The 14,984-nt window shown below is 70.5% G+C and carries 16 protein-coding genes; 10 read left to right on the top strand and 6 right to left on the bottom strand.

Annotation, left to right across the window (positions count from 1 at the left end):
- Nucleotides 1–109 precede the first annotated feature (109 nt).
- Nucleotides 110–2,551 (top strand): glycoside hydrolase family 65 protein, encoded by a 2,442-nt coding sequence (locus ACGFIZ_RS23015; RefSeq protein ID WP_393422304.1) that lies wholly within the window; start codon nucleotides 110–112, stop codon nucleotides 2,549–2,551.
- Nucleotides 2,552–2,816: 265 nt separating this feature from the next.
- The gene (locus ACGFIZ_RS23010; RefSeq protein WP_393422302.1) at nucleotides 2,817–3,413 is read left to right on the top strand and encodes an aminoglycoside phosphotransferase family protein; all 597 of its coding nucleotides are present in this window, start codon (nucleotides 2,817–2,819) and stop codon (nucleotides 3,411–3,413) included.
- A 340-nt stretch (nucleotides 3,414–3,753) separates the two neighbouring features.
- Here ACGFIZ_RS23010 and ACGFIZ_RS23005 read toward each other — a convergent pair whose 3' ends face one another.
- A complete protein-coding gene (locus tag ACGFIZ_RS23005) occupies nucleotides 3,754–4,194 on the bottom strand; it encodes a VOC family protein (RefSeq protein WP_347668026.1) in 441 nt (146 codons plus the stop codon).
- Between the two features lie 160 nt (nucleotides 4,195–4,354).
- Nucleotides 4,355–6,058, bottom strand: coding sequence for an FG-GAP-like repeat-containing protein (locus ACGFIZ_RS23000; RefSeq protein WP_393422300.1), 1,704 nt, complete (start codon nucleotides 6,056–6,058; stop codon nucleotides 4,355–4,357).
- Between the two features lie 16 nt (nucleotides 6,059–6,074).
- Here ACGFIZ_RS23000 and ACGFIZ_RS22995 point away from each other — a divergent pair, with 16 nt between their 5' ends.
- Entirely contained in the window at nucleotides 6,075–6,566 is a 492-nt protein-coding gene (locus ACGFIZ_RS22995) for a hypothetical protein (RefSeq protein ID WP_393422298.1), read from the top strand.
- On the opposite strand, the gene ACGFIZ_RS22990 is transcribed toward ACGFIZ_RS22995, so the two are convergent.
- The gene (locus ACGFIZ_RS22990) at nucleotides 6,556–6,975 is read right to left on the bottom strand and encodes a cold-shock protein (RefSeq protein WP_393422296.1); all 420 of its coding nucleotides are present in this window, start codon (nucleotides 6,973–6,975) and stop codon (nucleotides 6,556–6,558) included. The genes ACGFIZ_RS22995 and ACGFIZ_RS22990 overlap by 11 nt on opposite strands.
- Before the next feature lie 244 nt (nucleotides 6,976–7,219).
- Here ACGFIZ_RS22990 and ACGFIZ_RS22985 point away from each other — a divergent pair, with 244 nt between their 5' ends.
- Both ACGFIZ_RS22985 and ACGFIZ_RS22980 read left to right on the top strand, forming a co-directional pair.
- Nucleotides 7,220–7,543, top strand: coding sequence for a hypothetical protein (locus tag ACGFIZ_RS22985; RefSeq protein WP_393422294.1), 324 nt, complete (start codon nucleotides 7,220–7,222; stop codon nucleotides 7,541–7,543).
- The gene (locus ACGFIZ_RS22980) at nucleotides 7,543–8,247 is read left to right on the top strand and encodes a VOC family protein (RefSeq protein ID WP_393422292.1); all 705 of its coding nucleotides are present in this window, start codon (nucleotides 7,543–7,545) and stop codon (nucleotides 8,245–8,247) included. Before ACGFIZ_RS22985 ends, ACGFIZ_RS22980 begins: the two co-directional genes overlap by 1 nt.
- Before the next feature lie 39 nt (nucleotides 8,248–8,286).
- Here ACGFIZ_RS22980 and ACGFIZ_RS22975 read toward each other — a convergent pair whose 3' ends face one another.
- From ACGFIZ_RS22975 to ACGFIZ_RS22965, 3 genes are all read right to left on the bottom strand, one after another.
- A complete protein-coding gene (locus ACGFIZ_RS22975) occupies nucleotides 8,287–9,603 on the bottom strand; it encodes an MFS transporter (protein WP_393422290.1) in 1,317 nt (438 codons plus the stop codon).
- A gap of 209 nt (nucleotides 9,604–9,812) precedes the next feature.
- On the bottom strand, nucleotides 9,813–10,013 hold the full coding sequence (locus ACGFIZ_RS22970) for a DUF397 domain-containing protein (protein WP_393422288.1): 201 nt from the start codon (nucleotides 10,011–10,013) through the stop codon (nucleotides 9,813–9,815).
- Nucleotides 10,001–10,819, bottom strand: coding sequence for a helix-turn-helix transcriptional regulator (locus tag ACGFIZ_RS22965; RefSeq protein ID WP_393422286.1), 819 nt, complete (start codon nucleotides 10,817–10,819; stop codon nucleotides 10,001–10,003). Before ACGFIZ_RS22965 ends, ACGFIZ_RS22970 begins: the two co-directional genes overlap by 13 nt.
- 234 nt (nucleotides 10,820–11,053) lie before the next feature.
- Between ACGFIZ_RS22965 and ACGFIZ_RS22960 the strand changes: the two genes are divergently transcribed.
- From ACGFIZ_RS22960 to mmsB, 5 genes are all read left to right on the top strand, one after another.
- Nucleotides 11,054–11,242 carry a hypothetical protein gene (locus ACGFIZ_RS22960; protein WP_393422284.1) on the top strand — a complete coding sequence of 63 codons (189 nt, stop codon included), beginning with the start codon at nucleotides 11,054–11,056 and terminating at the stop codon, nucleotides 11,240–11,242.
- Nucleotides 11,239–11,535, top strand: a complete 297-nt coding sequence (locus ACGFIZ_RS22955) for a hypothetical protein (RefSeq protein ID WP_393422282.1) — start codon at nucleotides 11,239–11,241, stop codon at nucleotides 11,533–11,535. The genes ACGFIZ_RS22960 and ACGFIZ_RS22955 overlap by 4 nt, the downstream gene beginning before the upstream one ends.
- Entirely contained in the window at nucleotides 11,535–11,786 is a 252-nt protein-coding gene (locus tag ACGFIZ_RS22950; protein WP_347668981.1) for a flavin reductase, read from the top strand. Before ACGFIZ_RS22955 ends, ACGFIZ_RS22950 begins: the two co-directional genes overlap by 1 nt.
- A gap of 317 nt (nucleotides 11,787–12,103) precedes the next feature.
- Nucleotides 12,104–13,651, top strand: a complete 1,548-nt coding sequence (gene mmsA / locus ACGFIZ_RS22945; RefSeq protein ID WP_393422280.1) for a multiple monosaccharide ABC transporter ATP-binding protein — start codon at nucleotides 12,104–12,106, stop codon at nucleotides 13,649–13,651.
- Nucleotides 13,648–14,949 (top strand): multiple monosaccharide ABC transporter permease, encoded by a 1,302-nt coding sequence (gene mmsB, locus ACGFIZ_RS22940; RefSeq protein ID WP_393422278.1) that lies wholly within the window; start codon nucleotides 13,648–13,650, stop codon nucleotides 14,947–14,949. Before mmsA ends, mmsB begins: the two co-directional genes overlap by 4 nt.
- Nucleotides 14,950–14,984 lie beyond the last annotated feature (35 nt).

Below are 14,984 nucleotides of genomic sequence, written 5' to 3'. Positions count from 1 at the left end.
GACGCGGGCCCGGGGCCGCAGCCCTCCAGCTCCGGCCCCGGGTTTGGCGTGCCCGGAACGGGCAACACGCCTCTCCCGGGGCGACGGCGGAGGGGAGCGTGGAGTGCCGGTGGGCGTGGACCCGGGCTGTGAGCTGTGCGCCGGGAAACTGCCGGGCGGCTGGGCGTTGACGTACGCCGACGGCGACCCGGCGGGTGAGGCGACGCGCGAGACGATGCTGACCCTCGGCAACGGGTACCTGGCGACCCGGGGAGCGCCCCCGGAGGCATGGTCCGACGGGGTCCACTACCCGGGCACCTACCTGGCCGGCTTCCACAACCGGTTCACCGACCCGCACCGGCCGGACGGCGAGGACAGCATCGTCAACCTGCCGAACTGGCTGCCGTTGACGTTCCGCCCGGCCGGCGGAGACTGGTTGGCGCCGGACCGGGCGCGGCGGGAACACGAGCACCGCGTGTTGGACCTGCGCCGCGGGGTGTACCTGCGGGAACTGCTGGTGGTCGACCGTCAGCGGCGCAGGACCAGGATCCGCCAGCGACGCCTGGTGTCGATGGCGAACCCCCACCTGGCCGCCCTGGAGACGATCATCGTCCCCGAGAACTGGTCGGGCCGGCTGGAGATCAGGTCGGCCATCGACGGGGGAGTGGTCAACGCGAACGCGCCGCCGGAGGCCGGGACCTGCGGTCGACACCTCACCGACGTCGCCGGCGGGGCGGACGACCCGTACACCCTCTGGTTGACCGCGGCGACGACCGGCTCGCGGCAGCGGGTCGCCCTGGTCGCCCGTACCACGATCGGCCTGGCCGGCGCGCCGCGGCCGCCTGCCGCACAGAGGACGGAGACCGGGCCGGACGACGTGGCGCAGGTGTTCGGGGTCGACGTGGCGCCCGGGGACCGGGTGTCGGCGGCGAAGACCGTCGCGGTCTTCGCCGACCGCGACCGGGCGGTCTACGAGCCGCTGGCCGCGGCGCGGGAGGAACTGGGGTACGCCCCGGAGTTCGAGGGGCTGCTCGCCGAGCACGTCGCCGCGTGGGCCCGACTGTGGGAGCGGTTCCGGCTCGACATCGGGGAGGAACACGGGTGGCAGCTGCCGGTGCGGGTGCACACCTTCCACCTCCTGCAGACGCTGTCGCCGTACACGATCGACCTGGACGCCGGGGTGCCGGCGCGCGGGCTGCACGGCGAGGGCTACCACGGGCACATCTTCTGGGACGAACTGTTCGTCTACCCGTACCTGAACCTGCGGCTGCCGGAGCTGACCCGGGCGCTGCTGGAGTACCGGCACCGGAGGCTGACGGCGGCGCGGCGCCAGGCGAGCGCCGCCGGGATGGCCGGCGCCCTGTTCCCGTGGCAGAGCGGCAGCAGCGGACGGGACGAGAGCCCCAGCCGAGCCCGCTCCCCGGTCACCGGGGAGTGGGTCGACGACCGGACGGGGCGCCAGCAGCACGTCAGCCTGGCGGTGGCCTACTGCGTGTGGCGGTACTGGGAGACGACGGCCGACCTGGCCTTCCTCGCCGCCACCGGGGTCGAGCTGCTGGTGGAGACGGCGCGGTTCTGGGCCGGCCTGGCCACGTACGACCCGGCCGACGACCGCTACGACGTCAGGGGAGTGCTGGGGCCCGACGAGTACCACGACGGCTACCCGGGCCGCCCCGGCCAGGGGCTGGACAACTGCGCGTACGTCAACGTCATGGTCTCCTGGGTGCTGGCCCGCGCCGAGGAGGCGTACGCGATCCGGTGCCGGCACCACGGCGCGGCCGCCTGGCGGGAGATGACCGTCGCCGACGACGAGCGCGGCCGGTGGGCGCACATCAGCCGGCGGCTGCGGCTGACCTTCCTCGACGACGGCGTCCTCGCCCAGTTCGAGCGGTACGGCGACCTGGCGGAGCTGGACTGGCAGCGGTACCGGCGCCGGTACGGCGACCTGCGGCTGCTGGGGTCGCTGCTGCAGGCCGAGGGCGACGACCCGAACCGGTACAAGATCTCGAAGCAGGCCGACGTGCTGATGCTGCTGTACCTGTTCAGCGCCGACGAACTCACCGGCCTCGTGCGCCGCCTCGGCTACGACTTCGACCCCGCCCGGATCCCCGCCACCGTCGACCACTACCTGTCCCGCACGACCCACGGCTCCACCCTCAGCCGCATCGCCCACGCCTGGGTGCTGGCCCGCACCGACCGGCGGCGGTCCCTGGAGATGCTGCAGACCGCGCTCGGCACCGACCTCGCCAGCCCCGAGCACAGCTCGACGCGGGAGGGCATCCACCTCGGCGCCAGCGCCGGGACGCTGGACATCCTGCAACGCTGCTACACCGGCCTGGAGGTCCGCGACAACGTGCTGCGGCTCTGCCCGCTGCTGCCGGAGGCGCTCGACCGACTCGGCTGCGTCCTCCGGTACCGCAACCTGGTGATCACCCTCGACGTCGACCGCGAACGGGTACGCATCTCCGCCGCCGGGGGCGCCGACCAGGCCGTGCCGGTCGCCGTCTGGGACAGGTCGTTGCTGCTTGCGCCCGGTGACACCGTCACCGTCACCCCGCACGACCGACAGTGAGGACGCAGGGGGTCATCCGTTTGGGTGGGGCCAGTGCCTCCGGCGATGAGATCGATAGCCTGCCTCCATGGTTGCGGACGAGGGGGCCGACCACATCGGTACCAATCTTGAGGACCAGGGTTGGGGTGCGACGCGTGCCTGGGTGGAGAAGGGGCTGTCCGAGGCAGAACGCCGGCCAGGCTGGTGGCCGTGGACGCGACAGCGCAGTACTGCGACCATCCGTCCTTGCTGATGTCCCTGTTGCCCGGGGCCGTGCGCCTGGGCGATGAGGGGGGCGGACCGGCGTGCCGAACTGCTGGCCCACCAGTTGCTGCGCATCCACCGGCTGCCGGTGACCGCCGAGGCACGGCCGCGCGCGTATCAGGTGTGGACCTCTCCCGAGCGGGTGAGCCCGCCCGAAGACACCGATCAGCCTGAACTGTGGCAACGGGCTGTGAACGTGATCCGCCGCGAGCCCCCGGAGTACCGGGCCTGCTTCCTGCACCGGGACTTCCATCCCGGCAACGTCCTTTTCACGGGCGACGGCGACGGTCTGCGGATCAGCGGCGTCGTCGACTGGGTGGAGACCTCCTGGGGGCCGGCCGACCTGGACGTGGCCCACTGCTCGACGGCCCTGGCTCTGCTGCACGGGGTTTCCGCGGGCATGCACTTCGCCGACCGCTACGTTGCGGCAGGAGGGACGCTGGCCGAAGATCGCGCCGCCCATCTCTACTGGCGTCTGCTGGACGCCTTGGCCTTCGCTCCGGACGCCGAGAAGGTCGCCGTCCCGTGGCGCGAGGTGGGCCGTGCCGATCTGACTCCTGCCCTGCTGGCCAGGCGGCTGGAGGGATACCTCCAGGCCCTCTTCGCGCGCTACGCCTGAAGAGGGAACGAACTGGGCGTCCGGGCCGAGGCGTTGGGGGCCCGTCCGACAACGGGTGGTCGCCGACGGACCGACTTTATATCCACCGGTCAGTCGTCGTCATAGACAGTGGTGTCGATGTTGCGGGCGCACAAGGTAGCGATGATGAGTGGCTCGATACGGTCCCACCGGCCGCCAGCCAGGCCGCAGCCATGCTGCCATCGGCCTGATCCGCCGTCGATCCCTTTTCGGGCTCCCTCCGTCTTGCCCGGATCGTCGTTGCCTGACCGCGCAGCCGGATCGGCGCCGCGAGCGGCCCGGCCCGCGGCCCGCAGTGCCTGCTCGGTCTCTTCGGCAGACTTCAGCTGAGCTGTTCGGCCAGTCCGACGACGATGCCCTCCGGGCCGCGGACGTAGCAGAGCCGATAGCTGTCCTCGTACTGCGCCAGCTCGCCGACGAGTTCGGCGCCGTGGGTACGCAGGCGGGCAACGACGTCGTCGATGTCGTCGACGGCGAACATGATGCGACGAATGCCCAGCGTGTTCGCCGGTGCATCCTTCGGCTCGGCGCTGATCGCCTTCGGCGTGTGGAACATCGCCAGCTCGATCCGGCCGTGGCCGTCCGGGGTCCGCAGCATCGCGACGTCCTGTCGGACGTCGTCGATTCCGATGACACGCTCGACCCAACGTCCCTCGATTGGCCCCTTGCCCTCGAGTTCCATGCCAAGTTCGACGAAGAAGGCAACAACAGCGTCGAGATCGTCGACAACGATGAGGACGTTGTCCATCCGCTGGATCGTCATGCAGGGTCTCCTCAGACCTGTACGGCCACGGTGGCCGTGGCCACTCCTGAGACGGAGCCGCCAGGCCGTTCTCGACAGACTGTGCACCACTTTCCGCGGGAAATCTCGTGACGCGGCTGCCCCACACCGGCGGCGGCCATCGTTCAACACCAGCTAGTAACTAGTTGCCGCCGCGGTTCAGCCAGGCGCGGACCGCGCCGCCCTGGTAGACCACCAGGTAGTCGGCCTTGCCGTCGCCGCTGATGTCGGCGAACTGGATGTACGGGCGGGGGTAGCCGGATTCGTTGGCCCAGTCGTAGCGGGCCTGGAAGCCGCCGTTGCCCCCGCCGCCGCGGTTGAGGAAGGCGTGCACCGCGCCCTCGACGCTGACCTGGAGGTAGTCGGCCCGCCCGTCACCGTCGGCGTCGGCGAACCGGACCGCTTCCACCGACGAGCCCCGGGTGCCGCCGGCCCAGGTGAGCCACAGCCGCCAGGCCGGCGGCTGTGGCTTGCCAGCCCGGCGTTCGGTGGCGCGGTCCCACATGTTCCGGTACACGTGCACCGCGCCCTTCGCGCCGACCCGCAGCAGGTCGTCACGCCCGTCTCCGGTGACGTCCGCGAAGCGCAGGTTGTTCCGGTTGAATGAATCGACGCGGAAGACGATCCCCCAGGGGACGAACGCGAGCGTGTCACCCGAACCCTTGACGTTGAGGTATGCCCGCACCTCGCTGGTGGAACTGACCACGAGGTAGTCGTCGCGCCCGTCCCCGTTGAGGTCGGCGAACCGCACCTCGTCGCCGTGGACCGCCGTCTGCCCTGCGGGGGCGTACCTGCCCACGTTGACCCAGTGGGGCTGCCCGGGCGTGCCGACCGTGTTCACCGAGGCCCGGAAGCGGCCGTCCGAATAGACCTGCAGGTAGTCGGCCCGCTTGTCGCCGTTCAGCTCGGCGATGATCGTACGGCCGGGGGTGCCGCCGTATCCGGAGGCGATCTCGCCCAGCTTGCGCCACCCCGTACCGAGTGCCGTGTCGTCGGAGTCTCCGGGGGAGCAGGCGGTGGGGGCGTTCTCCGGCAGCGGCGCCTGGATCCAGCCCCGATGGTTCGCATCGAGCACGCTTTCGTACCAGGCGGCGGCCATCTTGGCGTAGCCCTCGTCGTTCGGGTGGACGTCGTTCTGCAGACCATCGGTGATCAGCACCCTGCTCATGTCCACCAGGAGCACGCGCTTGCCCTTGTCCTGCAGGTCCCGCACCACGGCGGGCAGTGCCGCGTTGTACGCGTCGATGCGCGACTGCAACCCGGTCTTGCCGACCGGGTTGAGCTGGGCGACCAGCACCGTGGCCCGTGGTGAATCGGCCAGCGTCTGGTTGATCAGCTCCTTGAGCCGGGTGGGCGCGGACGACAGCGCGAAGTTCTGGCCGATGTCGTTGGTGCCGGCGTGCAGCGTGATGACGTTCGGCTGATAGCGCGGCACGCTGCAGTCGGCGATTGCCGTGATCTCGTCGATCCGGTCGCCGGGGTGGCCCTCGTGGTCGTTGTCGCTCATCGACCCGGTCTTCGCCGTTCCGACGAAGTCGACGTTCCGCGCGTTGCCCTTGAGGTAGTCGTACAACTCGTCGCGGTAGCCGTTGCGGTCGGAACTCTCCACGCCGTAGGTGATCGAGTCGCCGAGCGGCATCAGGCGGATGTCCAGGTTGCTCAACGCAAGGCCGCGCTCGGTGCCTGCCGCTGCGGAGAGTTGCTTCTCCGTGGCCGCGCAGGCCGGCCACCCGTCGGCGTCGGGGTGGCACGGGGCCGGCACGGCGACCGCGTCCGGGATTACCGCGACACCGACCGCGGCCAGCGACAGCGCTGCGACGACCGAGGTGAGCCATACAACCTGCACTTTTCGCCGAGGAGACATGGACGCCCCTTCCGTAGGGCATTCGACAGTGTCCTGTGATAGTAGAGCTCTAGCCGAACCGGCCGCCGGGCTGATCGCCGACCTCACCGGCCCGACCGCCGCCGCCGACGACACCGCCGCCGTCTACGGCGACGCGGCCTACGGCGACGGCGAGGTCCTCCAGCGGCTCGACAGCGCCGGGATCGACGCCAAGACCAAGGTCCAGCCACCGGATGCGCCCACCGGGAAGTTCACCAAGCACCGCTTCGACATCAACCTCCGCGACGCCACGGTGACCTGCCCGGGCGGCTCGGCCATCCCGATCCGGCCGGTCAAAGGCCACGCCCGCCACGCCGGCAAAGCCGACTTCGGCACCGCCTGCGCCACCTGTGAGGCGCATCGGGAGTGGGGCCCAGGGCTTCACGAGGACGGCTTCGGGTCGCGGCCGGCCCCGCCGCCAGCCGGTACCGGACACCGATGGCAGGAGTCGCGCCGATCGCTCACCTGTTGAGTTTCCCTGCGCCGTAGGCGGCCCCTATCAGCCCGCCGACCGCCCATGGCCACCAGCCAGGCAGCCACCAGCCGGCCGATGCGGCAAGGAGCGTGTACGCCACAACAAGTACGAGCAACGCCAGCGCGAACGCGACGGCCACGACCGTCAACCGGGCGCGGCGGACCCGCCGGCTGTCATCCACCGAAGGCTCCTGCGGGTCCCCGCCGACCGGAGTCACTCTGACCGCGCATGGACCATCCGCACCCGACTCGACCGCGAACGACACCCGCTGCCCCTGTTCCAGGGTCCGACGGCCGTTCGTCTCGATGCTGGAGTGATGCACGAACAGGTCTGGACCGCCGTGATCGGGGGCGATGTATCCGTATCCCTCCTCGGGATCGAACGACACAACCCTGCCCTCGGCCATTCGACCCTCCCCGCCATACCTTCGGCCGCTGGTGCCAAACAGACCATACGGGACTCTGCACAACCGGGTGACCGGCGCGCTCGTCCGCCACTGATGGGGCGCGGCCCCGCAGGCGCTGCGCAGCGGCCGGCCGGGAGATCCCGAACCGCGCGTGCAGCGCGCCCGCGATCGCTCCTCCCGGCCGTTCGCCCGAACTGCGGCGGCGACGGCCGCCGGCGCGGAGCCTCAGGTCTACGCTCCTGATATGGCGGGCGCCGAGGCACCGAAGGCGGGCATGACGATCAGCATTCGGACCCGACGCGACGTCGTCGTGGTGGACCCGGACCGGTTCCTGGCTGCGGCATGGCAGGCGCTGCGCGACCGCAACCCAGGTCTGACCGACGCCGAGGCGGCCGAGGCGGTGGTCGACGTCCACGACGCCGTACACGCACTGCTCGACCGGGACGGAACGCTCGCCGCCGACGCAGGGCAGGGGTCGGCTGTCGACACGCGTCCCGCGCCGCTCGCGACGCGTCCGGCCCGGCTAATGGCATTGTTGTCGTGCTGGCCTGTGCCTACGGTGTGGTGATGCTCTCGCGACGACTGACGGTGACCTTCGATGCGCACGACGCGGCGCGCCTGGCGCGGTTCTGGGCCGGGGTGCTCGGCCGGGAGGTCGTCGACGACGCCGATGGTGCTCTCGTGCCCGGCGATGACACCCAGCTCGGCCTCCGGTTCGTCCCGAGCCGCGCGGAGAAGGTGGGGCTGAACCGCATGCACCTGCACCTGACCAGCGCCAGCCCCGCCGACCAGCAGCACACGGTGGCGAAGGCGCTCGGGCTCGGCGCCAACCACCTCGACGTCGGGCAGCGCCCCGAGGAGGGGCACGTCGTCCTGGCCGACCCGGAGGGCAACGAGTTCTGCGTGATCGAGGCGGGCAACGGCTTCCTCGCCGGGTGCGGCTTCCTCGGGGAGCTTGCCTGCGACGGCACCCGGGAGGTCGGCCTCTTCTGGAGCGAGGCGCTGGGCTGGCCGCTGGTGTGGGACCAGGACCAGGAGACCGCGGTCCAGTCACCGCACGGCGGCACGAAGGTCGCGTGGGGAGGCCCGCCCGTGGCCCCGAAACAGGGGCGGAACCGGCAGCGCTTCGATCTCGTCCCGGCCGGTGGCGACCAGCAGGCGGAGGTCGACCGGCTGATCTCCCTCGGGGCCACTCGGCTCGAGGTCGGTGCGGACGGCACCGTCGTGCTGGCCGATCCCGACGGCAACGAGTTCTGCGTGAGAAGGAGCTGACCGATCGGAGTCGGCCGGGCGACCGGCCGGTGCGGGTCGTCAGGGCACCTGTCGGATCCGGGTCACCAGCAGGCCGCTGAGCAGGGTCACCGCGCCGGTCACCGAGAAGAGCAGCGGGTATCCGCCGGGGGAGACCACGATCGGTGCGGCGAGCGCCGGGCCGAGGACCTGGGGTGCGGCGTTGGCGATGTTGATCACGCCGAGATCCTTGGCGCGGTCGGTGGCGCGCGGCAGCACCTGGGTGATCAACGCCGCGTCGACGGCCATGTAGGCGCCGTAACCGATGCCCAGCACGACCGCCGCGGTCACCACCACGGGCCAGGTCGGCAGGGCGGCCAGCAGCAGCGCGGCCGTGCCGAGCAGCATCCCGGCCCCGATGACGAAGATCTTGCGGCGACCGGTGCGGTCGGACAGCCGGCCGACGAGCACCGCCGACAGCCCGACACTGAGCATGTTCAGCAGGAGCAGGACCACGATGTCCTGCTCCGGGTGGGGCCGGTGCACCTGGTCCTCGAGGAAGTACAGCAGGTAGAGGGTGGCCAGGGCGGTGCCCAACTGGACCAGGAAACGGGTGATGAAGGCCCACGTGAAGTCCGGGTGGTCGCGGAAGGTCCGCCACACCCCGCGCAGCAGCCGGGCGCTCGGCGGCCGGTGTTCCACCGGTAGCGGGTGGTCCTCGGTCAGTGTGGTGAACGGCAGCGCGAGCAGCACCAGGGCCCCCGCCAGCACGAGGTAGCCGCCGGCGTTGTCGTCCTGCACCAGCCCGATGACCAGCGAGGCACCGGCCACGCCGGCGACCGCCTGCGGCATCCCGATCCAGCCGGAGACCGCGCCCCGCTGCGCCACGGGGACCCGGTCGGGCACGGCTGCGGTCAGCGACGCCAGCATCGCGTTGAGGCAGACCTGGACACACACCCAGCCGATCGCCACGCCCAGGATGCCCTGCTGCCCGCCGAGCAGGACCAGCGAGAACGCCGCGAGTACGGCACCGCCCAACGTCCACACGTGCCGGCGGCCGGTGAGGATCCGCAGCCGCCCGCGTCGGGCCACGGTCCGGTCGGACAGCGCGCCGGCGAGCGGGTTCGCCACGATCGCGACGAGCGCGCCCAGCCCGGTCACCCAGCCGAGTAGGGCCTCCTTGTGCGCGGCGTCGATCAACTCGACCTGCCGGGGCAGGAGGATCTGGACGGGCGCGAAGAACGCCATCCAGACGCCCAGGTTGGCCGCGGCGAGCAGGGCGACCCAGCCCGCCCGCACCGGCCGTACCGGATCCGCCAGGGCGGCCGGGCCGACCGGCGCGGCGCCAGGCGCCGTGTCGGGGGTGGGGTCGACCGGGGCGGCGCCAGTAGTGCCCACGGCCAGTCTCCGATCAGGTCACGGAACCAGTGGCACGACCCGTCCGGGGCACGCCGCCGCGTACCCTGTAGTCGCTTCCGCCGTCGCTGCGCGGTGACGGGACACTAACCCGTGGACATAGACCGGGGAAGATGGTTGGCCGAGAATCTTGTCGACACGAGGAAAGCCCCTCGGCTTCGCGCTGAGGGGCTTCCCGCGTTCCGGGCAGGTCAGCCCACCGGGCCGATTTCCTTGGCCAGGTCGACGAACGCGCGCCACGAGCGCGGACCGAAGTGGAGGGTGCCGCCGTCGCGGTCCTTCGTGTCGCGCACCAGCACCACGCCCGGCAGGTTGTCGGCCACCTCGACGCAGGCCCCGCCGTTGCCGCCGGACTTCGTCGACTTCCGCCACTGAGGGGTCAGCACGTCCATGACTTCGTCACTTCCTTGATCAGCTCGATTGACTGCCGGCGGGGGAGCGCCTCGTTCCGCACGATCTCCCACGTCCTTGCGAGTCTAGCGACATCCACGGGGGTATCGACGATCTGCGCATCGAGCTGGTTGTCGGCATAGGCCACCCGTGCGCCGTCGGGGAGGTCGGCGATGATGAACTGGCCGCCCAGCCCGAGGTACATCCCCGCGTCGACCGGCACGACGTGCACCTGGATGTGCTCCCTGGCCGCCAGGGCGAGCAGGTGCTCGCACTGCTCCGCCATGAGCCCCGGCTGGTCGAGCACCGGCCGGCGCAGGATGCCCTCGTCCAGCACGGCGATGAACTGCGGTGGCTGCTCCCGGGCCAGGATCGCCTGGCGCTCCAGCCGGGACGCCACGATCCGCTCGACCTCGTCGGCGTCGAACCGCCCGCCGGCCAGGGTGGCGCGGGCGTACCGCTCGGTCTGGAGCAGGCCCGGGACGTACGCCAGCTCGAACCACCGCAGGGTGGTCGCCTCGCGCTCGAACCCGATCCACTCGCGCAGCCAGATCGGCGTCACGTCCAGCTTGGCCAGGTCGCGCAGCATCCGCATGAACCGGCCCTCCCGGCCGGGCTGATACGCGGGGTCGTGCGCGCGGTCGACGGCCTCCATGTACTCCCTCGTCGGCGGGCGCCCGCCCGTCTCGACAGAGCTGACATGGGAGCCGGAGTAGTCGATGGTCCGGCCGAATTCCTCCTGACTCAATCCGAGCGACGCCCGGAGCAGCCGAAGTTCGTTGAGCACGTAGTCGCTGGCGGTCCCCATCAATTCCCCAATTCCTGCTCGATTGTGCCGGCGAGACTTTCGGAGGCGCCCATCCACCCTTCCGACCTGCGCGGATGCGACGCGCGCGTTCCGACAGTAGTCGTGTCCTAACCAGACTGTCACGCATGCGGACCCGCTCCACGCCGAGAAATTGCTGGGGCGGACTCCGTCCCGGGGCCGCCCTGGCTTTCCCCCTTGCGGGGCGGCCCCGGTTCCAGCTATCCGAGGAGGTCGATGATGCGTATCCGCTTGTTCCGGTGCCGGATGAAGGCCCTGCCGTCGCTACCCAAACGGCAGCGCGGCAGGAACCTGCCGGGCTGGATGACGCAGTCGACCGACGTCTTCCCGACCAACGACCCCGGCCGCGCCGGCCGGGTCACCCCCGGGCAGGAGCGGCGGGCGAACGGCGGGCGGCACTCGTGACGGCGCATCCGCTGACCGTCGTCGTCTTCGCCGCCCATTACGCGGCCGGCCCGCACTGGATCTGCGTGGCGTGCGCACAGCCCTGGCCGTGCCCGACGTGGACGGACCTGCCGATCGACGCCGCCCTGCGTCGGGCGCTCCTGCCCGGCTTCAGCATCCTGGTGCCGCAGGCCATCCGCGACCTGCGCGGCCGACCCGAAGGCCCCGAACCGCCCGAGATCGTCAAACGCTTCCTGTGGTTCCTGCCCCTGACCGACGAAGAGGCACGCGCCACCGCACGGAGGCTGCGCTGATGGCCCGGCCGACGGTCCCGCACACGCCCATGCGCCCGCTGTGGCGATGCCGCAACTGCGGCGCCGAATGGCCCTGCCAACCCGCCCGACTGTCCCTGCTCAGCGAGTACCGGGGCAACCGCACCGCGCTCCTCGTCTACCTGGGCACCCTCATGGCCGAGGCCCGCGACCAGTTCGCCCAACTCCACGACCAGGCCGTGCCACCGGACCTGACCGACCGCTTCCTCACCTGGGCCCGCGCCCGGGGCTGAGCCCGTCCACCCGATACCCACTAGCCTCCTAGGATGCCGTAGGGGATGTGTCCGACCGGGGGAGGGGCGCATCCGCACTGGACGGTCCGACCGGTGCGGCCCGCCGGTGAGCGTCGGCGCGCCGGGGTGCGGTGCGGGGGGCCGGGTGGGAGGCTGGCGCACCTGCGGTGTCGCCGACATTGCCGGATTGTTACCTGGTTTACCCGTCGATGGCTTGCGGATGTCCACCGGTTGGCAATACGTTGCCGTCGGCAACAAAACCAGTGAAGGTCATCCCCTTCGGAGGCACCGATGACGGTGGCGAGGTGGTGCGAACCATGAGCGACGTGCCGATCCTCCTGGAGATGCGCGCCATCACCAAGGAGTTTCCCGGGGTCAAGGCCCTCGCCGACGTCAACCTCGTGGTGCGCGAGGGCGAGATCCACGCGATCTGCGGCGAGAACGGCGCCGGCAAGTCCACCCTGATGAAGGTCCTCAGTGGCGTCTACCCGTACGGCACGTACGAGGGCCAGATCATCTACCAGGGCGCGGAGACCCGGTTCTCCGACATCCGGGCGAGCGAGCACGCGGGCATCGTCATCATCCACCAGGAGCTCGCGCTCATCCCGCACATGTCGATCACCGAGAACATCTTCCTCGGCAACGAGCCGCGCAGGCGCGGCGCGATCGACTGGAAGGCGGCCAACCGCATGGCGCACGACCTGATGGCGCGGGTCGGCCTGCGGGAGGACCCGGACACCCTGGTCAAGGACATCGGCGTCGGCAAGCAGCAGCTGGTGGAGATCGCCAAGGCGTTCGCCAAGGACGTGAAGCTGCTCATCCTCGACGAGCCGACCGCCGCGCTGAACGAGACCGACTCCCGGCACCTGCTGGACCTGCTGCGCGGCTTCCGGTCCAAGGGCATCACCTCCATCATGATCTCGCACAAGCTGAACGAGATCGAGGCGATCGCCGACCAGATCACCATCCTGCGCGACGGCCGTACGGTCGAGACCCTGAACGTCAGGGCGGACGGCGTCGACGAGGACCGGATCGTGCGCGGGATGGTCGGCCGCGAGCTGAGCAGCCGCTTCCCGGACCACACGCCGAAGATCGGCGACGTCTTCTTCGAGGTCCGCGACTGGAACGTCCGGCACCCGATCTCGGCCGAGCGTCAGGTCTGCAAGAACGCGAGCTTCGCCGTACGCCGCGGCGAGATCGTCGGCTTCGCCGGCCTGATGGGCGCGGGCCGCACCGAGCTGGCGATGAGCGTCTTCGGCCGCTCCTACGGCGTGTACGAGTCGGGCACGATCGTCAAGGACGGCAAGGAGGTCGTGCTGAAGTCGGTGGCGGACGCGATCGCCCACGGGCTCGCGTACGTCAGCGAGGACCGCAAGGCGATCGGCCTGAACCTGCTCGACGACATCAAGACGTCCACGGTGGCCGCCAAGCTGTCCAAGATCTCGCGTCACGGCGTCCTCGACGAGGTCAAGGAGTACAAGGCCGCCGAGGCCTACCGCAGGGAGCTGCGGACCAAAACCCCCACGGTCGACGAGGGCGTCGCCAAGCTCTCCGGCGGCAACCAGCAGAAGGTCGTCCTCGCGAAGTGGATGTTCACGGACCCGGACCTGCTGATCCTCGACGAGCCGACGCGCGGCATCGACGTGGGCGCCAAGTACGAGATCTACGGCATCATCCAGCGGCTCGCCGACCAGGGGAAGGGCGTCGTCGTCATCTCCTCGGAGCTGCCCGAGCTCATCGGGCTCTGCGACCGCATCTACACCGTGTTCGAAGGCACCATCACGGGCGAGATCGCCCGGTCCGAGGCGGACCCGGAGACCCTCATGAAGCACATGACCTCGACGAAGAAGATGCAGACACGATGAGCCGGATCAAGGACCTTCAGAAGAACCTGTTCGGAGGCACCACCTCCAACGCCCGCCAGTTCGGGATGATCTTCACGCTGGTGGCGATCGTCGTCCTGTTCCAGATCCTGACCGACGGTCTGACCCTGCGATCGGACAACCTGATCGCGCTGTTCCAGCAGAACTCGTACATCCTCATCCTGGCCATCGGCATGCTGATGGTGATCGTCGCCGGGCACATCGATTTGTCGGTCGGCTCGGTCGCCGCGTTCGCCGGCATCCTGGTGGCCAAGTCGATGTTCGAGTGGTCGCTGCCGTGGCCCGTGGCCATCCTCTTCGGCCTGGCGATCGGCGCGGTGATCGGCGCCTGGCAGGGCTTCTGGGTCGCCTACATGGGGGTGCCGGCGTTCATCGTCACCCTGGCGGGCATGCTGCTGTTCCGGGGCGGCAACCAGTTCATCGGCAACGCGAACACGATTCCGGTGCCCGAGGGCTTCCGGGTGATCGGTTCCGGGTTCCTGCCCGAGACCGGGCCGGACACCGGCTACAACAACCTGACGCTGCTGCTGGGCCTGGCCGCCTGCGCGGCCGTGGTCTGGCGGGAGTTCCAGGCGCGCCGGACCCGCCACGAGATGCACGCCGACGCGGCCCCGATGTGGATCGCGATCCTGCGGATGGCCGTGATGGTCGGCGTGATCGTGTTCGTCTCGCTGCGCTTCGCCAGCGGCCGGGTCGGCACCAGCTTTCCCGTCTCCGGCATCATCCTGGTGGCGTTGGTCCTCGCGTACTCCTTCTACACCCGCAACACGGCCGGCGGCCGGCACATCTACGCGGTGGGCGGCAACTCCCGGGCGGCCGAGCTGTCCGGCGTGAAGCTCAGGCGGGTCAACTTCCTGGTCATGATGAACATGTCCGTCCTGGCCGCGCTGGCCGGCATGATCTTCGTGGCCCGATCGGCGGCGTCCGGCCCGCAGGACGGCAACGGCTGGGAACTGGACGCGATCGCCGCGGTCTTCATCGGCGGCGCGGCCGTCTCCGGCGGCATCGGGACCATCAGCGGCTCCATCGTCGGTGGTCTGGTCATGGCCGTGCTCAACAACGGCCTGCAACTGCTGGGCGTCGGCACCGACCGCGTCCAGATCATCAAGGGCCTGGTCCTGTTGCTGGCCGTCGCGCTCGACGTCTACAACAAGCGCCAGGGACGTTTCTCCGTCATCGGCAGCATCACCCGCTCGTTCCGCCGAGACGGTTCCGGCACGCCCACCTCCTCCGCCACCGCGGGGGAGAAGCGCGCCCCGACCACGGTGTCCGCCGGCTGACGGGTACCGAACAAACCCCCGTATCACTCCGTAGA

Source organism: Micromonospora sp. NPDC048830 (genome assembly GCF_043198215.1).
Taxonomy (GTDB): Bacteria; Actinomycetota; Actinomycetes; order Mycobacteriales; family Micromonosporaceae; genus Micromonospora.
Note: the sequence above shows the minus strand (reverse complement) of the source record. Positions and strands in the feature narration are given on the sequence as shown.